This is a genomic window from Ciceribacter sp. T2.26MG-112.2 (assembly GCF_900492205.1).
In the GTDB taxonomy this organism is placed as follows: domain Bacteria; phylum Pseudomonadota; class Alphaproteobacteria; order Rhizobiales; family Rhizobiaceae; genus Allorhizobium; species Allorhizobium naphthalenivorans_A.
This window is the reverse complement of record NZ_UEYQ01000001.1, coordinates 615,516-638,731: the sequence shown is the minus strand read 5'-3', so window position 1 is coordinate 638,731 and position 23,216 is coordinate 615,516. Positions and strand designations below refer to the sequence as shown.

Sequence of the window (23,216 nt, the reverse complement as noted above, 5' to 3'; positions counted from 1 at the left end):
CCGCCTTCAGGCGCGGTTGTCCGGCCTCAGTCCTCTTCCTGGAAGACCTCTTCGCGCTTGGCCTTGACCGAGGGCAGGAAGACGATGACGAGGACGGCCAGCGCGAGAAGCAGGAGAACGGCGCTGATCGGCCGGGTGACGAAGGTCATCGGGTCGCCGCGCGACAGGATCATGGCGCGGCGCAGGTTCTCTTCCAGAAGCGGGCCGAGCACGAAACCGAGCAGCAGCGGCGCCGGCTCGCAGCGCAGCTTGACCAGGACATAGCCGAGCAGGCCGAAGCCGGCGACGGCATAGAGGTCGTAGACGTTGGAATTGACGCTGTAGACCCCGATCGAGCAGAAGGCCATGATGATCGGGAAGAGCACGTAATAGGGAATGGTCAGCAGCTTCACCCACAGCCCGATCAGCGGCAGGTTGAGGATCACCAGCATCAGGTTGCCGATCCACATCGAGGCGATGATGCCCCAGAACAGCGCCGGTTGTTCGGATGCGACGTTCGGTCCGGGAACGATGCCCTGGATGATCATCGCGCCGACCATCAGCGCCATGACCGGATTGGCCGGGATGCCAAGCGTCAGGAGCGGGATGAAGGAGGTCTGGGCGCCGGCATTGTTTGCCGATTCCGGACCGGCCACGCCTTCGATCGCGCCTTGTCCGAATTCCTCCGGATGCTTGGAAATGCGCTTTTCGACGGTGTAGGAGGCGAAGGCCGCGAGAATGGCGCCGCCGCCCGGCAGGATGCCGAGCGCCGAGCCGATCGCCGTGCCGCGCAGCACGGGCGCCACCATGCGGCGGAAGTCGTCGCGCGTCGGCCAGAGGTTGGTTACCTTCGACATCAGCACGGTGCGGGTCTTTTCCCCTTCCAGGTTGCGCAGGATCTCGGCGATGCCGAAGACGCCGACGGCGACCGCGACGAAGTTCAGGCCGTCGGCATATTCGCGGATGCCAAGGGTGAAGCGCGGCGTGCCGGAATAGATGTCGGTGCCGACGAGCCCGAGCAGCAGGCCGAGGGAGACCATCGCGAGCGCCTTGACGATCGAGCCGTGGGCGAGCGCGATCGAGGAGACGAGGCCGACGACCATCAGCGAGAAATATTCGGCGGCGCCGAACTTGAGCGCCACGGCGGTGAGCGGGATGGCGAGGATGGCGACCAGGAAGGTCGAGACCGAGCCGGCGAAGAACGAGCCCAGTGCGGCGATCGACAAGGCCGCTCCGGCGCGGCCCTTGCGGGCCATCTGGTAGCCGTCGATGGCGGTGACGGCAGACGAGGATTCGCCCGGCATGTTGATCAGGATTGCCGTGGTGGAGCCGCCATACTGGGCACCGTAATAGATGCCGGCGAGCATGATCAGCGAGGAGACCGGCTCCAGCTGGAAGGTGATCGGCAACAGCATGGCGATGGTGGCGGTGGCGCCGATGCCGGGCAGGACGCCGATCAGGGTGCCGAGCAGCACGCCGATCAGGCAGAAGAACAGGTTTTCCGGCGAGGCCGCGGTGGAGAAGCCGAGGGCGAGATTGCTGAGAAAATCCATGCCGCGCTCCTAGAACCGGACCCAGGGTCCGAACCGCTCGAAGGGCAGCCCGAGCGCATAGCTGAAGACGAGCACGGAGAAGACCGTGATGGCGGCTGCCAGCAGCACCGCCATGAGCGGCCCCATGCGATGCGAGGCGAAGGCGGCGATCAGAGCGGCGAAGAACAGCGATGGTACGAAACCGAGCCCCCTGACGGTCAGGCCGAAGAAGATCGGTGCCGGCAGTATGAGAAGGATGCCCCGGAGCGCGATCGGTCCGAGCGGCTCGCCTTCGACCTTGCCGGACTGGATCAGGATGACAGCCCCGAGCAGGATCAGGATGGCGGCGAGGACGAGTGGGAAGAAGCCGGGTCCCATGCGGAACGCCGTGCCAAGATCGAGACCAAGGCTTTGATAGGCGAAGAAGCCGCCGAGCGCGATGAACAGGGCGCCACACAGCGCGTCCGTCCGGTCGAATTTCATTGATTTCATGGTGTCCCCCATGGTGGCCATCACGGCCGCGGTGTCGCGCCGAGCGCGCGAATGCCGCCCGCAAGGTCGCGGGCGGCGTCCTTACAGGTGGGCGGTCAGTCGGCGAACTGGCCGGCGGCCTCGATCACCGGCTTCCAGCGGGCGATCTCACCTTCGAGCTTGGCCTTGAGCGCTGCCGGAGTGGCATCCGCTTCCGGCGAAGGCGCGGTGCCGAGTTCGGCGAAGCGTGCGACGACGTTTTCGTCCTTGAGGGCGACCTGAAGCGACTTCGACAGGCGTTCGACGGCCTCCGACGGCGTGCCCTTCGGCGCATAGACGCCGTGCCAGATGCCGACCTGGAAGTCGGCAAGGCCGCCTTCGACCGCGGTCGGCACGTCCTTGAGCACGTCGAGACGGGCGGGCGAGGTCACGGCATAGGCCTTGATCGTGCCGCCCTGGATCTGCTTCGTCGTATTGGTGGTCTGGTCGCACATGATGTCGACCTGGCCGCCGAGCAGGTCGGTCATGGCCGGGCCGGTGCCCTTGTAGGGGACGGTGACGAGGGGCGTGTCGATCGCGCTCATCAACAGCATACCGCAGAGATGCGAGGCGGCGCCGATGCCGGCATTGGCCACGGTGACGGTGTCCTTGTTGGCCTTCATGTAGTCGATCAGGCCCTTGAGGTCGGTCGGCTCGAGGTCCTTGCGGGCGACGATCGTCATCGGCACGTCGGTGACGAGGCCGACATATTCAAAGGCGTTCAGCGTGTCATAGGCGAGCTTGCGATAGAGTGTGGCGCTGGTCGCCATGCCGATATGGTGCAGAAGGACGGTGTAGCCGTCCGGCTCTGCCGCGGCGACGCGACCGGCACCGAGCGTTCCGCCGGCGCCGCCGACATTTTCGACGACGATCTGCTGGCCGAGATCCTTCGACATGGATTCGGCGACGAGGCGGGCCACGGTGTCGGTCGGGCCGCCGGCGGCGAAGGGCACGACCATGGTGATGGTGCGCTCGGGATAGCCGGCTGCGAAGGCGGCAGCGGAAGACAGGGTGACGGCAATGGCAGCCGTGAGGCCGAGCACGGTTTTCAGGGTTTTCATCGAATTCCTCCCGGATGAAACACGCCAGGCCGATGCGGCTCCTTCCGCGTCGGTCCTGGATGCGCCATCAGCGCGGCGAAGGAGGTGGCTCGCAAGTCGGGTGGAGCAGCGAACAGTGGATTTTGAGGGTTCATGCAACGCAGCATGGGTAGGTTCGGGAACAAATGGGCTGGGCAATGGGTGGAAATCCACCCATTTCTTGCTCAGTTGTCGAATGGGTCTGGATCGGTGCCCGGCTTTCGTTCGAGGCCGTATTTCTGCATCTTTTCGTAGAGCGTCTTGCGGGAAATGCCGAGCTGCTCATAGACCCGCCGCAGATTGCCGCCATGGGCGGAAATCGCACTGGCGATCAGGCCGCGCTCGTAGGCGCCGACCTTGTCGGAGAGCCGCTGGCGGCTGACGATCGGCTGGCTCTCGTCAGGAACGGGATCAAGTCCGAGGACCAGGCGGTCGGCGGCGTTGCGCAGCTCCCGGACATTGCCGGGCCAGGACCGGGCGGCGATTTCGGCCAGAAGATCGGGCGAGACCTCGATGTCGTCGCGCATGTAGCGGGCGGCTGCCTCGCGCACGAGCTGGAGAAACAGGATCGGGATGTCGGCGAGCCTGTCCGCCAGGGCCGGCACATGGATGGTTGCGACATTCAGGCGATAGAACAGGTCGGCGCGGAAGCGCCCCGCGGCGACCTCGGCCTCGAGGTCCGCCTTGCTGGTGGCGATGAAGCGTACGTCGAGCGGCACGAGTTCGTTCGAGCCGAGCCGGGTAATGACGCGCTCCTGCAGCACGCGCAGAAACTTTGCCTGCAGGTCGAAGGGCATGGAGCCGATCTCGTCGAGCAGGATCGTGCCGCCGCGGGCATGTTCGAACTTGCCATAGCGCGGGCGAAGCGCGCCCGGAAATGCCCCCGCCTCGTGGCCGAACAATTCGCTCTCGATCAGGTTTTCCGGCAGGGCCGCGCAGTTGATGGCGATCAGCGGCCGGTTGGCGCGGGCGCTCACATCATGCAGGGCGCGCGCCACCACTTCCTTGCCGACCCCGGTGTCGCCGATGATCAGGGTGTCTGCATCCGTGGCGCCGATCGCCCGCAGCCGGTAGCGCAGGTCGACCATGACCTGGGTGCGGCCGGGCAGGCGGGTTTCGATGTCGTCGCGCTTGCCGGCGACGGCGCGCAGACGGCGGTTCTCCAGGACCAGACCGCGCCGGTCGAGCGCCCGGCGAATGATGCCGGCGAGATGCTGAGCGGTGAAGGGTTTTTCGAGGAAGTCGTAGACGCCGGCGCGCATGGCGCTGACGGCAAGCTGCACATCGGCGTGGCCGGTCACCAGAATCACCGGGATTTCCGCGTCCACTTCCCGGATGCGCTGCAAGAGCGTCATGCCGTCCATGCCGGGCATGCGGATGTCGCTGACCACGACGCCGTCGAAGCCGTAGCCGATCAGCTCAAGCACCGGCTCGGCCGTCGAAAAGGTCGTCACCTCCAGGTCGAAGAGTTCGAGCGCCTGGGCCGAGGAGCGGCGCATGTCCTCCTCGTCATCGATCAGAAGGATGCGCCGGCCGCTCATTCCGCTGCGTCTTTCATCTTCTCTGCGGCGTCGAGCTCGATGCGAAACACCGCGCCCCCATCGGCATGATTGGTGACGGAAAGGCTGCCGCCAAAATCCTTGACGATGTTGTAGGAGATCGACAGGCCAAGCCCGAGCCCCTTGCCGACCCCCTTGGTGGTGAAGAAGGGGTCGAAGATGCGTTCGGCGATGGATGCCGGCACGCCGGGGCCATGGTCGCGCACCGTCAACAAGACCCTGCCACCCTTGCGGCGCGCCTTGAGCTCGATCGTTCTATTCCTCTGGCCCTCTACCGCGTCGGCGGCATTGGTGATGATGTTGACCAGGACCTGCTGCAGGCGCACCGGACCGGCGACGACAGCCGGCGGATGCCTGCCGAGATCGACGTCGAGCGTGGCGTCGGCCGCCTTCAGCCGCGCTGCGACGATTTCCAGCGTGTCGTCGACCACTGCATCCAGCCCTATCGGCCCGAGCTTCTCGTTCGGCTTGCGGGCAAAATTCCGCAGGTGCCGACTGATCGAGGCCATGCGGTCGACGAGGCCGGAAATGCGCGAGAGGTTGTCGCGCGCCTCCTCCGTCCGGCCGCGGTCGATCAGCAGCGCGGCACTGTCGGCATAGGTCTTGGCGGCGGCCAGCGGCTGGTTGAATTCGTGCGACAGGGCGGCCGACATCTGGCCGAGGCCGGCGAGCTTGCCGGCCTGGATGAGATCGGCCTGGGTCTTGCGCAATTCCTGTTCGGTCAGGCGCCGCTCGGCGATTTCCAGTTCGATCTGCTCATTGACGCGGGCGAGGTCGGCGGTGCGTTCGGCGACGCGGTGCTCGAGTTCGTTGCGGGCCCGCTCCTCCAGGCGCAGACGTTCGGCAGTGCGGGCCCGCCGCTGCAGGAGGATGGCGAGGGCCAGTCCGGCGAGGCAGACGAAAAGGATGAGGGCGATGACGACGGTGCGCGCCTGGCCGCGCACCGATGCTGTGTCCATCAGCACGTTCACCGTCCAGTCGGCCTCGGGCATGTAGTGCGACAGCACGAGATATTCGCGCGCGGCGGCGTCGTCCGTGACCGTCATCAGGCTATGTCCGTCCTCGGTCTTCCGCTTGAGCGGCAATTCCTTGAGCGGCGCGTCGGCATAGCGGCGCGAGGCCTGGGTGCGGGCGAGCCTCGCGGCGTCGAGCGGCAGGATGCCATTATAGAGCCATTCCGGGCTGCCGGTCATGAAGATGATGCCTTCCGGATCGGCGACGAAGATCTTGTACTCGCCGCCCTTCCACGATGTCTCGATCGAATCGATGTCCACCTTGAAGACGATCACGCCGCGGATGGCGCCATCGACGCTGACGGGCGAGGCGAAATAGTAGCCTCGTTTCAGCGAGGTGGTGCCGAGCGCGTAGAAGCGCGACTGGAGCCCTCTGGCGGCATCCTGGAAATAGGGGCGGTAGCTGAAGTTCTGGCCGACGAAGCTGGCCGGTCCGTCGTAATTGCTGGCGGAGATCGTCTCGCCGTCCATGGTCATGACATAGATGTCGGAGGACCGCAGCAGCGTGTTGATTTGCTGGAGATAGGTGTTCGCTGTCTCTCTCAGGGCCGGGTCGGAGGGCGCGCGAAGCAGCGCCTTGATGTCGTCGTGATCGGCGATCAGCGCGGGGAGCGGTTCGTAACGGCTCAGGTGGCCACCCAGAGCCGAAACGGCAAGACGCAACGCCGAACTGGCCTGGAGGGAGGCCTCGTCCATATAGGCGCGCGTGGCAACGGCACCGCCCTGGAGGGCGGCAAGCCCGATGAAAACCGGCAGAATGACAAAGACCAGCGCATGTCGCAGTTTCACGAAGACAACGGCCTCCTCCTCCGCTCCTCCCGGCCGAAGCGGCCGCGGGGAGCAAGTCTAGAGAGCCGGACCGCCGTTTCCTAGAGGCGATCTGTGCGAAACTGTTTCGAAGCGGCGGCCGCTTGCCTCAATTGGCCATGGTCGAGCGGTGCGCCCAACCCGTCATGCGCCGCTCGAGCCAGGCCATTAGCGCATACATGGCGATGCCCTCGACGGCGAGCATGAGCAGGCCGGCAAAGACCAGCGGCACGTTGAACTGGCTCTGGGCCGAGCTCATCATGTTGCCGAGGCCGTAATTCGAGGCGACCGTTTCGGACACCACGGAACCGACGAAGGCAAGCGTGATGGCGATCTTCAGCGAGCCGAAGAAATAGGGCATGGAGCGCGGGATGCCGACCTTCAGCATGATGTCCATCTTCTTCGCGCCAAGCGCCCTCAGGACGTCCTCCGTCTCCGGCTCGATGGTGGCAAGCCCGGTCGCCACGTTGACGACAATCGGGAAGAAGGAAATGAGGAAGGCGGTGAGCACCGCCGGCACCGTGCCGATGCCGAACCAGATGACGAGGATGGGGACGAGCGCCACCTTGGGGATGGCGTTGAAGCCGATCATCAGCGGATAGAGGCCGGCATAGATGGTCTTCGACCAGCCGATAAAGAGGCCAATGCCTAGGCCGGCGACGACGGCGATGATGAAGCCGAGCGTCGTCGTGTAGAGCGTCTGCAGCGAGTTCTTCCAGATCGGCGACCAGTATTGCACGATCGCCTCGAAGACGCGGGTCGGCGAGGGCAGGATGGTCGGCGGCATGTCGAGGCCGAGAACCAGCAATTCCCAGGCGGCAAAAAGGGCGAGCGTATAGAGCCAGGGAGCGGCGCGCACCCAGTTGACGCGGGCGATCAGCGGTGTGCGGACAGGCGCTGCCATGGCTGGCTTCTCCACGATCGTGCTCATGCGGCCACCCGCGCATTGGCGATCTCGCCGTGCAGGGCGTGGACCATGTCGTTGAACGGTGTCTCGTACATCAGCTCAAGATCTCGCGGGCGGGCAAAGGGTACCTTGTGTTCGGCGAGTACGCGGCCGGGGCGGCTGCTCATGACGAAGATCTTGTCGGCGAGAAAGGTCGCCTCGCGCAGGTCATGGGTGACGAGGATGATGGTGACGCCCTGGGCTGCATGCAGGTCGCGGATGACGCACCACAGTTCCTCGCGGGTGAAGGCGTCGAGCGCGCCGAAGGGTTCGTCCAGCATCAGCAGTTCCGGTTCGTGGATCAGCGCGCGGCAGAGATTGGCACGCTGCTGCATGCCGCCAGACAACTGCCAGGGGAATTTCGATCCGAACCCCTTGAGGCCGACGATCTCCAGCAGGTTTTCGGCTTTCTCGATGTATTCCTTCTTGTGCGCGCGCAGCCGGTGCCGGTGCCTCTCGACAATTTCGAGCGGCAGGAGAATGTTCTCCAGCGTCGTGCGCCAGGGCAGCATGGTCGGGTTCTGGAAGGCCATGCCGACGATCGATACGGGTTCGGTTACCTGTCGACCCGCAACGATTACGTCGCCTGCCTGGGGAATATGCAGCCCCGTCACCAGTTTCATGAGCGTCGACTTTCCACAGCCGGAAGGGCCGACGACGGCGGCGAATTCGCCCTTGTCGACGCGCAGGGTCAGGCCGGACACGGCGAGCGTGCCCTCCGCGCCGCCATAGCGCATGTCGACATTGTCGATGGAAACGAGGTGGGACAATGGGGTCTCCGTGTTGGGCGGCGTCGACCTCTTCTCCCTAGCGGGGAGAAGTGCCGAGCGTATGCGAGGCGATGAGGGGGATGCAGGTCGCCAGCTTTCCTGGCTTCGCCCCCCTCATCCGGTCCTTCGGACCACCTTCTCCCCGTTGGAGAGAAGGGGACATGGTCAGGGCAGCATCCGCTCTTCCTTGGCCGGCAGATAGCTTGCGTCGAATACGCGCTCGGCCGTGACATTGCCCTTGAGGCCCATGGAGAGCTTGAGCGTTTCGATCGAGGCGGAGAGGCGGGCCATGTCGACGCCGCCCATGCCGTTTTCGACGACGTAAGGGGTCTTGATGTTCATCGCATTGGCCATGCCGAGGCGTTCCAGCTCGATGTCGGAATTCAGCGTCTCGTTGCGCTTCAATACTGCGGCGACGCCTTCTTCCGGATTGGAAACGGCATCGGCAAAGCCCTTGGCGAGCGCTCTCAGGAAGCCCTTGACGGCATCCGGATTGGCCTCGGCGAAGTCGGTATTGACCAGGACGGAGTTGCCGTAAAGGTTCAGGCCGTGTTCGGCCATCAGGATGGTGGCGATGTCGTCGGCCGGTACCCCTTGCGCCTTCAGGTTGAGGATGACCGAGAAGGCGAAGCCGAAGACCGCGTCGACGTCGCCCTTGGCGAGCATGGGTTCGCGGACCGGGAAGCCGATCGATTCGATCGCGATCTTGCTGTCGTCGATGCCGGCCACCTGCTTGAAGGCCTTCCACTGCGCAAAGGCGCCGTCCGGCGGCGGGGCGCCGAGCTTCTTGCCTTCGAGCGACTTCGGATCTTCGGTGATGCCGAGGGCCTTGCGGCCGACGACGGCGAAGGTCGGGCGTTCATAGACCATGTAGACGGCCTTGACCTTCTGCGAGGCGTCTTCGTCGAGGAACTTGATCACCGAGTTGATGTCGCCAAAGCCCATCTGGTAGGCGCCGGTGGCCACGCGCGGGATCGCTTCGACGGAGCCATTGCCGCTGTCGATCGTGACGTCGAGGCCTTCGGCCTTGAAGTAGCCCTTGTCGAGCGCCAGCAGGAAGCCGGCGGCCGGGCCTTCGAATTTCCAGTCGAGCGTGAACTTGATCGGCGTTTCCGCATGTGCCGGGGCGGCCGGCATGGAGAGGCCGAGCGTGAAGGCAAGGGCTGTGGTTGCGGCCAGACTGGAAAACAGTCGTCTCGAAAGCATGGTCAGAATTTCCCTCTGTTGGTTTGTTGCGGCGATTGAAGCCAAAGTTCGGCCTTTGTGCAAGTGAATAATGCACATAAAGAGTGCAATACTTTATGTTGATTAAATGATGTGCAAATGACGTGGTGCTTGCTGTTTTTGGTGGCACGCTGCGCGGCCGGCGCCCTTGGCCCGGTCGAGCATGAGCTTGCGCGAAGATAGCGCGGACCAAGACCCCCGGATCGGCCGCTGCACTGCGATAAGATTTCGACAGACCGCACGAGCCGTGACATAAGGCGCGGAAATTCTTCTCCAGCTCCACGTCCGGTCATGATTCGTATCGAAAACATCAGCAAGCAGCTCAGCCACCGCATTCTGTTCATCGAGAGCTCCGCCGCGCTCAACAAGGGCGAAAAGATCGGCCTGGTCGGTCCGAACGGGGCGGGAAAGACCACGGTCTTCCGCATGATCACCGGTGAGGAGCAGCCCGACGAAGGCCAGATCTCGGTCGAGAAGGGCATGACGATCGGTTACTTCAACCAGGATGTCGGCGAGATGTCCGGCCGCAGCGCGGTGGCCGAGGTAATGGACGGGGCAGGCCCGGTCAGCGTGGTCGCCGCCGAATTGCGCGAACTCGAGGCCGCCATGGTCGATCCGGACCGGCTCGACGAGATGGATCAGATCATCGAACGCTATGGCGAGGTGCAGGCGCGCTACGAGGAGCTAGACGGCTATGCGCTGGAGGGTCGCGCCCGCGAAGTGCTGGCGGGCTTGAGCTTCAGTCAGGAGATGATGGATGGCGACGTCGGCAAGCTGTCGGGCGGCTGGAAAATGCGCGTCGCGCTGGCCCGCATCCTGCTCATGCGTCCCGATGTCATGCTGCTCGACGAACCGTCGAACCATCTCGACCTCGAAAGCCTGATCTGGCTCGAGCAGTTCCTCAAAGGATATGAAGGCGCGCTTCTGATGACCTCGCACGACCGCGAGTTCATGAACCGCATCGTCAACAAGATCATCGAGATCGATGCCGGCTCGCTCAACACCTATTCCGGCAATTACGAGTTCTACGAGCAGCAGCGGGCGCAGAACGAAAAGCAGCAGCAGGCGCAGTTCGAGCGGCAGCAGGCGATGCTGGCCAAGGAAATCAAGTTCATCGAGCGATTCAAGGCGCGTGCCAGCCATGCCTCGCAGGTGCAGAGCCGGGTGAAGAAGCTGGAAAAGATCGACCGCGTCGAGCCGCCAAAGCGCCGCCAGGTCGTCGCCTTCGAATTCCAGCCGGCACCGCGCTCGGGCGAAGACGTGGTCAACCTGAAGAACGTGCACAAGAAGTACGGCCAGCGGGTCATCTACGAGGGCTTCGATTTCATGGTCCGGCGCAAGGAACGCTGGTGCATCATGGGCGTCAACGGCGCCGGAAAATCGACCCTGCTGAAATTGGTGGCCGGCGATTCCACGCCTGACGAGGGTACGGTGAGCGTCGGTGCCAGCGTCAAGATGGGTTATTTTGCCCAGCATGCGATGGACATTCTCGATGGCGAGATGACCATATTCGAAACGCTGGAAAGCACATTTCCGCGGGCAGGGCAGGCGCCGCTGCGTGCCCTTGCCGGCTGTTTCGGCTTTTCCGGCGACGATATCGAAAAGCGCTGCCGCGTGCTTTCCGGCGGCGAGAAGGCGCGCCTGGTGATGGCGATCATGCTGTTCGACCCGCCGAATCTGCTGGTGCTCGACGAACCGACCAACCATCTCGATCTCGACACAAAGGAAATGCTGATCAAGGCTCTGTCGCAGTATGAGGGCACGATGCTGTTCGTCAGCCACGACCGCCACTTCCTCGCGGAGCTTTCCAATCGGGTGCTGGAGCTGACGCCGGAAGGCGCGTTTCAGTATGGCGGCGGCTACACCGAATATGTGGCGCGGACCGGCCACGAGGCACCGGGTCTGCGGAGCTGAAAATCCAGGGGAAGCCTGGCCGATCCGCTTGATCGGCCAGGTGGATCGTCAGGCCATGGCGCCGCTGGCGACGTCGCGGGCGCGTGCCACCCAGGCCGCGCCCTCGCGGGCGTGGTGGAAACCGTTGGACAGAGGCGCTGCAGGATAGATGTCCCGCAGCCGGTCGATCGCCTCTTCGGCCTCCAGCGAACCGTCGAGCACGGCGCGATAGAGGTCGGCGACCGCGACCATGTCGCAGTCCTGCGGCGACAGCCGGATCGCCGAGACGCCGCAAGCAGCCAGATCTGCCAGTTCGCCAAGAAGTGCCTGGCAGGTATGGGACACCGTCTGAACGCCATTGAGGGCCAGGAAGGACTGACGGTCGAGCGTTTTGACCGGCAGACCGTTCGGCTCCTCACCGCAGACGAACAGGCAGTTGTCCTTGATCTTGCCCTTCGAGCGGGCATGGGCGCAACGCGCCGATATGGCGAGGGGCATGCGGCCGAAGGCAAAAACCTCGAAATCGATGCCGGGGCTGTCGCCGACGATCTTTTCCACCGATGAGAAGGGCAGTTCCGGCGGCAGGCAGATGGTCTGGGCGCCCCGGCTCGCCAGCAGCCTTGCGGTCGCCGCATTGTAGACGTTGACCAGCGGCCCGACATTGTGCGGTTTGCCGTTCAGCAGCCCGAGCGCCGAAAGGTCGTTCGCTTCGATCAGGTGATCGCTCTCCTCGACCAGTTCGCGCACCTGCCGGCTTTCCCGCTCCAGCGTCACCAGCGCCAGCGTGGAGAACACCACGGTCTTGCCGGCGGCCTCAAGCCGTTCGGTCACTTCGGCGAGATGCGGTTCGATGAAATGCTGGCGCTTGGAGCACACGGTCTCGCCGATCACGACGGTGTCGAAGGGCGATTCGTCGGCGATGCGGAAGTGGAAGTCGCGCCATTTGGGGCCGTCCCACAGATAGTAGACGGGGCCCATGGTAAGCGAGGGGGAAGGGGTATCGGTATCGGTCATGCTCATCTCCAGCGCTTCTCATAGGCGCCCGATGTGGTCTTCTGCCCTTCGCTCAGGCCGCGCAGGCCGGCGAGAAGCGCAGTACGCTGTTCGGGCTTGGCCGAGAGCGCCTTCTTCAACGTCGAGACGACTTCGGCGACGTAGGCCTTGCCGCGCTGGCGTCCCTCGATCTTCAGCGCGCTGACGCCGGCGGCGGTCAAGGCGTCGATCTCGCTCATGACGTCGAGCGAGACAGGATCCTCGAAAGCGTAGGCCTGGTCGTCGGCGATGTCGAAGCGGCCCTTGCACAGCGTCGGATAGCCGGCGGCCTCGCCGGCCGGGAAGCGGTTGATGGTGTAGTCGCCAAGCTCGGAGACGAGCTCATTGCCCTCCTTGCGGTAATGGACATGGCTTGCCGGCGAGCAGACGCCGTTCATGTTCGGCGACTTGCCAGTTGCGTAAGAAGAGAGCGAGCAGCGTCCCTCGGCCATGACGCAGAGGCCGCCGAAGACGAAGACCTCGATCTCGCAGCGGATCTTCGGGGCGATGCGGGCGATGTCGGCGATGGTCAGCGTGCGCGGCAGAACGACCCGCTTGGCGTTGAAGGCGTCGACGAGGAAATTGATCGCGTCGGCATTGGAGGCGGAGGCCTGGACCGAGACGTGCAGCCGCTGTTCGGGATAGCGTTCCGTCACATGTGCCATCAGGCCGAAATCGGCGAGAATCAGGGCATCGGCGCCAAGGGCCACGGCATCGGCCGCGGCGCGGTACCAGATTTCTTCGTCGCCGGCGCGCATGAAGGTGTTGAGGGCGACGAAGGTCTGCGTCTTGTGGCGACGGGCATAGGCGATCGCCTCGCGCAACTCGTCGCGGCTGAAGTTGAGGCCGGGAAAGTTGCGGGCGTTGGTCTCGTCGCGGAAGCCGCAATAAACGGCATCGGCGCCGGCATCGACGGCCTCGCGGAAGGCGGCGGGGGTGCCGGCCGGACAGATCAGTTCCATGCCGATCCCTCCCCTGCAAGGGCACGGCGACGAATACCCTCCGCCATCCGTCCGAAGATCGGGGCGAAGGGACCGGCCAGCGTCGAGAGGTCGCGCGGCAGGTCAATGTCGCAGTCGTCGAGGGCGTTGCGCATGGCGAGCATGGCCTCCATGTCGCCGGTGACGTTGAGGTCACGGGAGAAGAACAGCGCGTCGGCGTCGCAGCGGCCTTCCAGCAATGCGAGCAGCATGAAGAGCGGACCTTCGACCGTCGCATCTGCGGTCAGCGTCGAACCGTTCTTGCGCAGCACGCGGATCGACGGGCGGGCGGGCTCGACGACGAAGGCGAGCGGAATGTCGCTGGGCAGGAAGGCGAAACGCTTGGCCTTGTGCTCGCCCAGGCGTTCGAACAGGCCGGGATGCTCTTTCATCATGCGGCTGAACAGCAGGCCCGTCGCTCGCTCGATCACCGCTATGGGGACATAGTTCAGGGGCGTGGCGAGCGTTCTGGGAAATTCCATATTTTCAAGGCCTTTGCGGAAAGCGGTGCGCGTCATGCTAACGGCTCGCTCGACGCACGCGTTTGAGCCAGCGCAAAGACTCGATGATTTTTAGCCGCCACACAGGCGGGATGACAAACGCATCCTCCGCCGCAAGGCGTTATGCCGACCTTCAGGATTTCGCCGCCGCGCTGGAACGCCGCGGCAGCCTCAAGCGCATCGAAAAGCCGGTGTCACTGGTACATGAGGTGACCGAAATCCATCGGCGCGTGCTCGCCTCCGGCGGGCCGGCACTGTTGTTCGAAAAGCCCGTCAATGCGGCCGGCGAGATCGTCCCGATCCCGCTGCTCGCCAATCTGTTCGGCAAGCGCGACCGGATCGAATGGGGCTTCGGGCTCCACAGTGGGGGTATCGGCGAACTCGCGGATCTGCTCGGCGAACTGCGCGAGCCGCAGCCGCCGCGCTCGCTCAAGGAGGCAATGGGGAAACTGCCGCTCTTGCAGTCGGCTCTGGCACTTCGGGTCAAGCAGGTTTCCGGTGCGTCCTGCCAGGAGGTCGTCTGGCGTGGCGATCAGATCGACCTTGGCCGCCTGCCGATCCAGTGGTGCTGGCCGGGCGAGCCGGCGCCGCTCGTCAGCTGGCCTCTGGTCATCACGCGTTCGCCGGATGGTCCCAATGATGTGAATGTCGGTATCTATCGCATGCAGGTGCTGGGTCGCGACAAGCTGATCATGCGCTGGCTCGCCCATCGCGGCGGGGCAAAGCATCATCTCCAGTGGCAGAAGCTGGGGCAGGACATGCCGGTCGCCGTGGTGATCGGTGCGGACCCGGCGACGATTCTTGCGGCCGTCATGCCGCTGCCGGAAGGCATAAGCGAACTCGGTTTCGCCGGGGTTCTGAAGCGACGACGTAGCCGGGTGGTGAAGGCGGTGAGCCAGCCGCTCTGCGTGCCGGCCAATGCGGAGATCGTGCTCGAGGGTACGGTTTCGATGCGCGAGCTGGCTGAGGAGGGGCCTTATGGCGACCATACCGGCTATTACAATTCGGTCGAGCGCTTCCCGGTGATGACGCTTTCGGCGATCACCATGCGCAAGAAACCGATCTATCTCTCGACCTATACCGGCCGGCCGCCGGACGAGCCTTCGAAGCTCGGCGAGGCGATGAACGAACTGTTCCTGCCGCTGGTGAAGAAGCAGTTCCCGGAGATCTCCGACCTCTGGCTGCCGCCGGAGGCCTGCTCCTATCGCGCCATCGTCGTGTCGATCGACAAGCGTTATCCGGGTCAGGCGAAGCGGATCATGATGGGGCTGTGGTCGATGCTGCCGCAATTCAGCTATACCAAGCTGATCATCGCGGTCGACCCCGATGTCGACGTGCGCAATTGGCACGACGTGATCTGGGCACTGTCGACGCGCTTCGACGCCAGCCGTGACGTCACGATCATCGCGGACACGCCGATCGACTATCTCGATTTCGCCTCGCCGAAGCCGGGGCTCGGCGGCAAGCTCGGGCTCGACGCCACGACCAAGATCGGGCCGGAGACGGACCGCGAATGGGGGCGGGTGCTGGATATGGCACCTGAGGTGGCCGCAAAGGTCGATGCCATGTGGAGCGAACTGGGTTTGGGGGATCTACCATGAGCGTCAAACGCGTCGTGCTCGGTGTTTCCGGCGCATCCGGAGCGCCGATTGCCATGAGGATCGCCGAGCGGCTGGTCGCGCTTGCGGGTGTAGAGACGCATCTGGTCGTGTCGGCGGCGGCGGAGCGGACCTTTGTGCATGAACTCGGAGAGGGGGCGCTGGACCGGCTCGAGGCGCTCTCCGTTCGTCGCTATGCGATCCGTGATATCGGCGCGGCGATTGCCAGCGGCTCGTTTCGCACGGCCGGCATGATCGTCGCTCCGTGTTCGATGCGCAGTCTCTCCGGTATCGCGACCGGGCTTGCGGATACGCTGCTGATCCGGGCTGCGGATGTGCACCTGAAGGAGCGCCGGCCGCTCGTTCTCCTCGCTCGCGAGACGCCGCTGCATCTCGGGCATTTGCGTAACATGGTGGCGGTAACCGAGATGGGGGCGATCGTCATGCCGCCGGTCCCGGCCTTCTACCGACGGCCGGAGACGGTTGATGCTATCGTCGACCATATCGCCGCGCGTGCCATCGATCTGTTGCGGATCACGGACGAGCCGTTGGCGGCCGAATGGGGCGGCGACGTGTCAGGCTAGAAACTGGTGGCAAGCAGCGGATCGGCGCCGAACAGAAGGGCGTGCCCGCCGGAGAGCAGCCATCCGGTGATGGCGGCAGCGGCGAGCGCCGAGAGCAGGAGGGGACCATCGACCCGCAGCCGGTTGCGGCCGGAAAGAGCGGCGGCGAAGGGCACGAGCGAGGAAGCCTTCGCCATCTGCTCGAAGCGTCCGCCGAGGCGCTTGCGGGCACGGCGGTCGAGAAGCGCGAAACCTGCAATCGTGAAAAGTGCGAGGCCGCCGAACAGGATCAGCGAGCGCAGGTCGCCGTTCGGCACCAGATGGCCGAGCGACCAGAACAGGAAGCCCCAGAGTACCGGATGGCGGGTGATCGTGGTGATGGCACCGGGGGCCATTTCCTGCCGCATGGTGATCGATAGCGGGTTGGCGCTCGCAAGGCCGGCAAGCACGAGGAACATGCCGATCGGTGCGGTGACCAGCGTCACCTTGGCCTGCCAGCCGGCCGGCTCCCAGAGCGGGATGTATTCGGTCGTGAGTGCCGCCTGGAACACCCAGGCCAGCACCAGAACCGAGATCAGCGAATAGAGCCCGAGATAGGTGCGCCGGCCGAGCATGGCGATGGCGCCGGCGCGGATCGGAGGGATGGCCGGCACGGAGTGAAGGGCGAGAAAGGCGCCGAGCGCGATCAAAAGGTTGGTCATGCGAGTGTCATCCGCGATTCCGGCTCAGGGGAAATCAACTGGTGGATCATCGCCTTTTCCGAGGCGACGTGGCGGCGCACGCATTCGAAGAAGCCCCGCAGCATGTAGCCGATGGTCTCGAAGGTCAGGCCGCAATGGCCGCGCAGCATGGCCTTCAGCGTCAGCGAGATTTCCTCGGCGGCGAGGCGGTCGCAGCGATGCTCGTTCTTCAGCCGCTCGATCATCATCGCCGTGAAGCAGGAACCGGCGCTTCGGTCGAGATCGGGGAAAAGCAGTTGCTCCTCGAAGTCCTGGGTCCGGGCGAGAAGCGGGAGAACCTGTTCCGCCACCTCGCGGCAGAGGGCCTCGTCGATCGCGAAGGGCAGGCTGTCGGCCAGGCTCTCGAGGTCGCTGCAGAGCTGCAGCAGGTCCTCGTGGTTTCGTCCCAGTGTCGTCAGGTCCTGTCGGTCGAGGGGGCGGACGGTGCGCATGTCGAACTCCTCTTCACTGACTGACGAAAAGCACGGTGGCGATGGCGATCGAGGCGAGCACGGCCGAGATCGTTCCGCCGCGCTGTAAGACGCCCATGCGGTAGAGCATGACCGCAAAGCCGATGATGATGGGTGTGGCGACGGCAAGGCCGATCTGGGCGTCAGTCATGGAAGCAATCTCCTTCGATCGTGTGACCGTAACTTGGCGACTGTCATTTTTCTTTGTGCTGCCGCAAAGACGCGCCCATCGCCGGCGCCTAAAAATCAACCCATGATGACGGGAACCAATATTTCAGCGGTCGCCTTGGCGCCCACGGTCGATGAGGAGGAGAGCGACGTTCTTCTGCTCTGGGTGCTGGTGTGGAGCGAGCTTGTCGCCTTCGGCATTCTGATCGGTGCCTTCCTGGTCATGTCGGCTTTCGAGCCGGAACGGTTCGCCCTGGCGCGGTTGCATTTGAGCCCCGGGCTCGCGGCCATCAACACGGTCGTGCTTCTCACCAGTGGTTGGCAGGCGGCGGTGGCGGCTCGCCCCACCGCCTCGGCCCGGCAGGTCCGTCGCTCGCTGATCGCGGCGGCCCTGCTGGGTTTCGTTTTCCTTCTCGTCAAGCTCGCCGAATATGCCGGGGAGATCCGCTATGCCGGGGATGCGGCGGTCAGTGGCTTCTTCGAGCTCTATTTCATCCTCACCGGTTTCCATCTGCTGCATGTGGTGTTCGGGGCGCTTGTCATGCTCCTGATCGCCTGGCGGCCGACCCGCGGCAATGTCGCGCTGATCACCACCCTGTGGCACGCGATCGACCTGGTCTGGATCGTCATGTTCCCGATCATCTATCTGGCCTGATCCGATGGACCGCTTTTCCCAAGAACGCCTTCACTGGGCTTTCGTCACCGCAAGCGTGCTGGCCGCCGGCGGGGCGATCACGGCCGCGCTCAGCGGCCACATGCTGGTCCCGATCGGCATCGTCCTGATGGCCGCGCTTGCCAAGGCGCGCATCATCATCCTCGACTTCATGGGCCTGCGCCACGCCGGTGGCGTGCTGCGTTTCGCGCTCGTCGCCTGGCCGCTGACCTTCGTACTGCTGGCGCTTTCGCGCGCCGTCTTCGTGGCGATTACCGCTCCGGTCTGAGCGATCGGACCATCGCCCGCTTATTTGCCAAATAGCAAAGAAGGCTTTTCGTCCGCCGCTAGAAAGGGACCGTCCCGCAGAACGGCATGAGGGGCGGCCAGGCCGCCGACCGCTGCAGGGGGATTTCACCAGGCCGACGGCGGAATGAAAGCTGCGGCGAACGAAAGGACCATGGGGATGGCAGAGCGCCTAACCAAGACAGGGGCCCGCAACGTCTTCTATGGCGGGTCCATCTTCTTCTTCACGATCTTCGTGGGCCTGACGGCCCACAGCCACTACTACATGAAGACCACGTCCACCGACGAATCGACGCTGACCGACGGAGTGGCGCGCGGCAAGCACGTCTGGGAAAAGAACTCCTGCATCAATTGTCACACCCTGCTCGGCGAAGGCGCCTATTTCGCGCCGGAAGTGGGCAATGTCTGGGTGCGCTGGGGCGGCAAGGAAGATCCGGAGGGTGCTCGCGAGACGCTGAAATCCTGGATGGCCGCGCAGCCATCGGGCGTCGAAGGTCGCCGGCAGATGCCGCAGTTCAACCTCAGCGAACAGGAACTGAACGATCTGGCCGACTTCCTCGAATGGACGAGCCGCATCAAGACGCAGAACTGGCCGCCGAACGACGCCGGTTGAGCAAGCGCCGCGACAAGGAGAAACGACAATGAAATACCAAACCCAGAAGGTCGCGATGCTGTATTTCTACGGCGCGCTCGGCCTTTTCCTCGCCCAGGTGCTGTTCGGCGTACTCGCCGGCACGGTCTACGTGCTGCCCAACACGCTGTCCGAGCTTCTGCCGTTCAACATCGTGCGCATGGTCCATACCAATGCCCTGATCGTCTGGCTGCTCATCGGCTTCATGGGCGCCACCTACTACCTCCTGCCGGAAGAGGCGGAGACGGAACTCTATAGCCCCAAGATGGCAATCGCCCAGTTCTGGATCTTCCTGATTGCTGCCGCGGTTGCCGTGGTCGGCTATCTGTTCGGGATCCACGAAGGCCGCGAATTCCTCGAGCAGCCCTTCATCATCAAGGTCGGCATTGTCGTCGTCATGCTGATGTTCCTGTTCAACATCACGCTGACGGTGCTCAAGGGCCGCAAGACCGTCGTGACCAATATCCTGATCTTCGGGCTCTGGGGGGTCGCGATCTTCTTCCTGTTCGCCTTCTACAACCCGGTCAATCTGGCACTCGACAAGATGTACTGGTGGTATGTGGTGCATCTGTGGGTCGAAGGCGTGTGGGAACTGATCATGGCTTCCGTTCTCGCCTTCCTGATGATCAAGCTCAACGGCATCGACCGCGAAGTGGTCGAGAAGTGGCTCTATGTCATCGTCGGCCTGGCGCTGTTCTCCGGCATTCTCGGCACCGGCCACCACTATTACTGGATCGGCGCGCCGGGCTACTGGCAGTGGATTGGTTCGCTGTTCTCGACGCTGGAAGTCGCGCCGTTCTTCACCATGGTGATCTTCACCTTCGTGATGACCTGGAAGGCCGGCCGCAAGCATCCGAACAAGGCAGCGCTGCTGTGGTCGATCGGCTGCTCGGTCATGGCCTTCTTCGGCGCCGGCGTCTGGGGCTTCCTGCACACGCTGTCCTCGATCAACTACTATACCCACGGCACGCAGGTGACCGCGGCGCATGGCCACCTCGCCTTCTTCGGCGCCTATGTCATGCTCAACCTCGCCATCATGGCCTATGCCATCCCGGAAATCCGCGGTCGCCAGCCGTATAACCAGTGGTTGTCGATTGCCAGCTTCTGGATGATGTGCACGGCCATGTCGGTGATGACCTTCGCGCTCACCTTCGCCGGTGTGCTTCAGGTCCACCTGCAGCGCGTGCTGGGCGAAAGCTACATGGCCGTCCAGGATCAGCTCGCGCTGTTCTACTGGGTGCGTCTCGGCTCCGGCGCCGTTGTGCTGGTCTCTGCCCTGATGTTCGCCTGGTCGGTGCTGATGCCCGGCAAGGAAAAGGCCCCGGCCTTCGGCGGTGTCGCCGAACCGGCCGAGTAAGCATTGCTGCTCCCCCGAACCCGGGGGAATAGGGCCCGGAGGGCCGGATGGGGGGATGTCCACAAGTCCCCTCATCGCCCCGCCGGAGCCTGCCGCAGGGCGCTCGGCAGATTTCCCCTGCGGGGGAAAGACCGGCCTGCCACTGCATGGCGTCGATATCGCCCAATCTTGAAGGAAACACCCCATGAACCTCATGCTCACCAATCCGCCCATGCCTGACATCCCGGCCTATTCGCAGGCCGGCAATGAATGCGCCCTGTTCGAGACGGCCTGGACCCGCCAGCTGCCGCTTCTTCTCAAAGGGCCGACCGGCTGCGGCAAGACCCGCTTTGTCGGGCATATGGCCGCCAAGCTCGGCCTGCCGCTGTCGACCGTTTCCTGCCATGACGACCTGGCGGCTGCCGATCTCACCGGCCGTTACTTGCTGAAAGGCGGCGATACGGTCTGGGTCGACGGGCCGCTGACGCGGGCCGTACGCGAAGGCGGTATCTGCTATCTCGACGAGGTCGTCGAGGCGCGCAAGGACGTGGCGGTGGTGCTGCATCCGCTGACCGACGACCGGCGCATCCTTCCGCTCGAGCGTACCGGAGAAGTGCTGAACGCACCGCCCGGTTTCATGCTGGTCGTCTCCTACAACCCCGGTTACCAGAACCTCTTGAAGACGCTGAAGCCGTCGACCCGCCAGCGTTTCGTCGCCATCGAGTTCGATTTCCTGCCGAAGGATCGCGAGATCGCCGTGGTCTCGGCCGAGAGCGGACTGGACGAGGCGCGGGTCGCCCCGCTGGTCGAACTGGCCCGTCGGTTGCGGGCGCTCAAAGGACATGATCTGGAAGAGGGCGTATCCACGCGTCTGCTGGTCTATTGCGCCAGCCTGATCGACGCGGGCCTTGCGCCGAAGGAAGCCGTGCGCTCGGCGATGATCGAGCCGCTGACCGACGAGCCGGACGTGCGCTCGGCCCTTCTCGAGCTGGCGAGCGCGGTCATCCGCTAAAGAGGTGCATCATGCTGGACTTCCTGGAACTGGAAGAGACCGTCGGGCGCGCCTGGCACAACATCGCCGGCAATACCCGCACATGGCCGCGCTATCCGGAAGCCGCCGTCCTGCTCGAGGACGTCCAGCCGGTGCTCTCCGTGTGCTTTCGTGGCTTCGGTGGTGAACGGGCGGTGCAACTCGCCCCGGCGCGTGGCCGCACGTCAAGTCATCGCCTGAAGTTTCGCCAACGGCTGGGTCTCGGCGAGGAGAAGCTGGTTCAGCCGGGCCGCGATCACGCGACCGTCATGCTGCCGCCGGTGCTCGATCTGCTGCCCAGGGCCGAGCTCAACCGCGATCTCTATGTCTGGCTGGCGGCCGCCATGGCAGTCATGCCGCTCGATCCGGTTTCGGCAAGCGATCCGCTGGCCCGCGACCTCGCCTTGATCGACCGGGCCGGCGAAACGGCTCACGCGGTGCTCGAGCGGTTTCCCGGTCTCAGGTCCCGCTATCGCACGCTTTGCACCGCCGTCCTGGTGGAGAGGCAGCGCGGCAAGCTGCCGCGCGTCGAGCGACTGGTCGAGGACCGCATCATCGATCTGCTGCGCGAGGGGGCGGGACTTGCGCCGCTCGCCTATCCCGAACCCTTGCCGGCAAGGGCGCCGCCCGGCTACCTGCCGATGATGCCCGTGCCGCTCTGGCCCGATGCGCTGCTGCGCGAGGAGAGCGCGCCGCGCACGGAAGAGGACAGGCCGGCCGCCGGCGGGGACCGTCAGGGGGCCACGACCGGACGCCAGATCGCCACGCGTGAAAAGAGCGACGGCCGCGACAAGGACCGCAGTCCTTTCATCCTCAACCGTTTCGAAAAGATCCTGGCGATGGCGGAGATGGTCAATGTCGATCGCCCCGGTGACGACAGCGACGACCATGACGCCGCAGCGGCGGATGAACTGGACGAGATGACGCTCGGCGAGCGCAAGGGGCGTCCGTCGGCGCGCTTCCGCTTCGATCTCGATCTTCCGCCCGAGGCGCTCGACCGGACGCCGCTGACGGCGGAGCTGAGCTATCCGGAGTGGGACTATCGGCGCAATGCCTATCTCAAGGATTATTGCCGCGTACTGGCAGGACCTGCTCCCGAAGAGGCGCAAGGCCCGGAAGCAAGCGCCGCGATGAAGAGCCTGATCCGCCGCGTCCGCCGCCAGTTCGAGGTGCTGCGACCCAAGCACGAGATGCTGCGAGCCCAGCTCGACGGCGCCGATCTCGACCTCGATGCGGTGGTGCGCAGCCGGACAGACCTCAAGGCCGGCGGCGAGGGCAGCGACCGCATTCACCTGATGAGCCGGCCGCAGGCGCACGATCTCGCCGTCACTCTGCTCGTCGATGTCTCTCTGTCCACGGATGCGTGGTTCGACGACCTGCGGGTGCTCGACGTCGAAAAGGAGGCGCTTCTGGTGCTGGCCAATGGACTTGCGGCCTGTGGCGACAATCACTCCATCCTGACCTTCACGTCGCGCCGCCGCTCCTGGGTGCGGGTCGAGACGGTCAAGGATTTTGGCGAGAAGATGGGGCCGGTGGTAGAGAACCGCATCGCGGCGCTGAAGCCCGGCTATTATACCCGGATCGGCGCGGCGATCCGTCATGCGACGGCCAAGCTCACCGAGCAGCCGAACCGGCGCCAGCTGTTGCTGGTGCTGACCGACGGCAAGCCCAACGACGTCGATCACTACGAGGGGCGCTTTGCGCTGGAAGACAGCCGCCGCGCGGTGATCGAGGCGCGGCGCAAGGGTGTCAGGGTGTTCGGCGTGACGGTCGACCGCGACGCGAAATCCTATGTGCCGGCGATCTTCGGCCAGCACGGCTATGCCGTGGTCTCGAACATCGCCCGACTGCCGGCAGCCCTGCCGGCCATCTATCGCGGCCTTGCCGGCTGAGGCGGACACGGCAAGGCACGCAAAGGG

Annotated in this window: 23 protein-coding genes; 9 read left to right on the top strand and 14 right to left on the bottom strand. The window is 64.5% G+C overall.

Annotation, left to right across the window (positions count from 1 at the left end; translation table 11 throughout):
* Positions 1-26: 26 nt before the first annotated feature.
* The 8 genes from DYZ14_RS03080 to DYZ14_RS03045 all read right to left on the bottom strand — a co-directional run bounded on the left by DYZ14_RS03080 (position 27) and on the right by DYZ14_RS03045 (position 9,401).
* Entirely contained in the window at positions 27-1,532 is a 1,506-nt protein-coding gene (locus DYZ14_RS03080) for a tripartite tricarboxylate transporter permease (RefSeq protein ID WP_154719291.1), read from the bottom strand.
* A gap of 9 nt (positions 1,533-1,541) precedes the next feature.
* The gene (locus DYZ14_RS03075) at positions 1,542-2,003 is read right to left on the bottom strand and encodes a tripartite tricarboxylate transporter TctB family protein (protein ID WP_154719290.1); all 462 of its coding nucleotides are present in this window, start codon (positions 2,001-2,003) and stop codon (positions 1,542-1,544) included.
* Between the two features lie 95 nt (positions 2,004-2,098).
* Complete coding sequence (locus DYZ14_RS03070; protein ID WP_154719289.1) at positions 2,099-3,082, bottom strand: tripartite tricarboxylate transporter substrate-binding protein; 984 nt, start codon at positions 3,080-3,082, stop codon at positions 2,099-2,101.
* Positions 3,083-3,285: 203 nt separating this feature from the next.
* Complete coding sequence (locus tag DYZ14_RS03065) at positions 3,286-4,641, bottom strand: sigma-54-dependent transcriptional regulator (protein WP_154719288.1); 1,356 nt, start codon at positions 4,639-4,641, stop codon at positions 3,286-3,288.
* The gene (locus DYZ14_RS03060) at positions 4,638-6,461 is read right to left on the bottom strand and encodes a sensor histidine kinase (protein ID WP_445292235.1); all 1,824 of its coding nucleotides are present in this window, start codon (positions 6,459-6,461) and stop codon (positions 4,638-4,640) included. Before DYZ14_RS03060 ends, DYZ14_RS03065 begins: the two co-directional genes overlap by 4 nt.
* Before the next feature lie 127 nt (positions 6,462-6,588).
* Complete coding sequence (locus DYZ14_RS03055) at positions 6,589-7,410, bottom strand: ABC transporter permease (protein ID WP_154719287.1); 822 nt, start codon at positions 7,408-7,410, stop codon at positions 6,589-6,591.
* Complete coding sequence (locus DYZ14_RS03050) at positions 7,407-8,195, bottom strand: ABC transporter ATP-binding protein (RefSeq protein WP_195949797.1); 789 nt, start codon at positions 8,193-8,195, stop codon at positions 7,407-7,409. Before DYZ14_RS03050 ends, DYZ14_RS03055 begins: the two co-directional genes overlap by 4 nt.
* A gap of 165 nt (positions 8,196-8,360) precedes the next feature.
* Complete coding sequence (locus DYZ14_RS03045) at positions 8,361-9,401, bottom strand: ABC transporter substrate-binding protein (protein WP_154719286.1); 1,041 nt, start codon at positions 9,399-9,401, stop codon at positions 8,361-8,363.
* Between the two features lie 309 nt (positions 9,402-9,710).
* Here DYZ14_RS03045 and DYZ14_RS03040 point away from each other — a divergent pair, with 309 nt between their 5' ends.
* A complete protein-coding gene (locus DYZ14_RS03040) occupies positions 9,711-11,333 on the top strand; it encodes an ABC-F family ATP-binding cassette domain-containing protein (protein ID WP_154719285.1) in 1,623 nt (540 codons plus the stop codon).
* A 48-nt stretch (positions 11,334-11,381) separates the two neighbouring features.
* On the opposite strand, the gene ubiV is transcribed toward DYZ14_RS03040, so the two are convergent.
* Genes ubiV through ubiT form a run of 3 tightly spaced genes read right to left on the bottom strand, consistent with a single transcriptional unit; the run spans position 11,382 to position 13,806 of the window.
* The gene (ubiV, locus tag DYZ14_RS03035; protein WP_154719284.1) at positions 11,382-12,326 is read right to left on the bottom strand and encodes a ubiquinone anaerobic biosynthesis protein UbiV; all 945 of its coding nucleotides are present in this window, start codon (positions 12,324-12,326) and stop codon (positions 11,382-11,384) included.
* Positions 12,327-12,328: 2 nt separating this feature from the next.
* Positions 12,329-13,306, bottom strand: coding sequence for a ubiquinone anaerobic biosynthesis protein UbiU (gene ubiU / locus DYZ14_RS03030; RefSeq protein WP_154719283.1), 978 nt, complete (start codon positions 13,304-13,306; stop codon positions 12,329-12,331).
* Entirely contained in the window at positions 13,297-13,806 is a 510-nt protein-coding gene (gene ubiT, locus DYZ14_RS03025; protein ID WP_154719282.1) for a ubiquinone anaerobic biosynthesis accessory factor UbiT, read from the bottom strand. Before ubiT ends, ubiU begins: the two co-directional genes overlap by 10 nt.
* Before the next feature lie 110 nt (positions 13,807-13,916).
* Between ubiT and DYZ14_RS03020 the strand changes: the two genes are divergently transcribed.
* Together DYZ14_RS03020 and DYZ14_RS03015 are read left to right on the top strand one after the other, a co-directional pair.
* A complete protein-coding gene (locus DYZ14_RS03020) occupies positions 13,917-15,425 on the top strand; it encodes a UbiD family decarboxylase (RefSeq protein WP_195949796.1) in 1,509 nt (502 codons plus the stop codon).
* Positions 15,422-16,006, top strand: coding sequence for a UbiX family flavin prenyltransferase (locus tag DYZ14_RS03015; RefSeq protein WP_154719280.1), 585 nt, complete (start codon positions 15,422-15,424; stop codon positions 16,004-16,006). The genes DYZ14_RS03020 and DYZ14_RS03015 overlap by 4 nt, the downstream gene beginning before the upstream one ends.
* Here DYZ14_RS03015 and DYZ14_RS03010 read toward each other — a convergent pair.
* The 3 genes from DYZ14_RS03010 to DYZ14_RS03000 are packed head-to-tail and all read right to left on the bottom strand — an operon-like array spanning position 16,003 to position 17,325.
* Positions 16,003-16,686 (bottom strand): NnrU family protein, encoded by a 684-nt coding sequence (locus tag DYZ14_RS03010; protein ID WP_154719279.1) that lies wholly within the window; start codon positions 16,684-16,686, stop codon positions 16,003-16,005. The two genes, DYZ14_RS03015 and DYZ14_RS03010, sit on opposite strands and share 4 nt — an antisense overlap.
* Complete coding sequence (locus tag DYZ14_RS03005) at positions 16,683-17,156, bottom strand: hemerythrin domain-containing protein (protein ID WP_154719278.1); 474 nt, start codon at positions 17,154-17,156, stop codon at positions 16,683-16,685. The genes DYZ14_RS03010 and DYZ14_RS03005 overlap by 4 nt, the downstream gene beginning before the upstream one ends.
* A 13-nt stretch (positions 17,157-17,169) precedes the next feature.
* Entirely contained in the window at positions 17,170-17,325 is a 156-nt protein-coding gene (locus DYZ14_RS03000; protein ID WP_154719277.1) for a hypothetical protein, read from the bottom strand.
* A 102-nt stretch (positions 17,326-17,427) separates the two neighbouring features.
* Between DYZ14_RS03000 and DYZ14_RS02995 the strand changes: the two genes are divergently transcribed.
* The 6 genes from DYZ14_RS02995 to DYZ14_RS02970 all read left to right on the top strand — a co-directional run bounded on the left by DYZ14_RS02995 (position 17,428) and on the right by DYZ14_RS02970 (position 23,189).
* On the top strand, positions 17,428-17,997 hold the full coding sequence (locus tag DYZ14_RS02995) for a cytochrome c oxidase subunit 3 (RefSeq protein WP_154719276.1): 570 nt from the start codon (positions 17,428-17,430) through the stop codon (positions 17,995-17,997).
* Positions 17,998-18,001: 4 nt separating this feature from the next.
* Positions 18,002-18,283, top strand: coding sequence for a cytochrome C oxidase subunit IV family protein (locus DYZ14_RS02990; RefSeq protein ID WP_154719275.1), 282 nt, complete (start codon positions 18,002-18,004; stop codon positions 18,281-18,283).
* A 177-nt stretch (positions 18,284-18,460) separates the two neighbouring features.
* Positions 18,461-18,913 carry a c-type cytochrome gene (locus DYZ14_RS02985; RefSeq protein WP_154719274.1) on the top strand — a complete coding sequence of 151 codons (453 nt, stop codon included), beginning with the start codon at positions 18,461-18,463 and terminating at the stop codon, positions 18,911-18,913.
* Positions 18,914-18,941: 28 nt separating this feature from the next.
* Positions 18,942-20,288 (top strand): nitric-oxide reductase large subunit, encoded by a 1,347-nt coding sequence (locus DYZ14_RS02980; RefSeq protein WP_154719273.1) that lies wholly within the window; start codon positions 18,942-18,944, stop codon positions 20,286-20,288.
* A gap of 184 nt (positions 20,289-20,472) precedes the next feature.
* On the top strand, positions 20,473-21,279 hold the full coding sequence (locus tag DYZ14_RS02975) for a CbbQ/NirQ/NorQ/GpvN family protein (RefSeq protein ID WP_154719272.1): 807 nt from the start codon (positions 20,473-20,475) through the stop codon (positions 21,277-21,279).
* 11 nt (positions 21,280-21,290) lie between these two features.
* Complete coding sequence (locus DYZ14_RS02970) at positions 21,291-23,189, top strand: nitric oxide reductase activation protein NorD (protein WP_154719271.1); 1,899 nt, start codon at positions 21,291-21,293, stop codon at positions 23,187-23,189.
* Positions 23,190-23,216 lie beyond the last annotated feature (27 nt).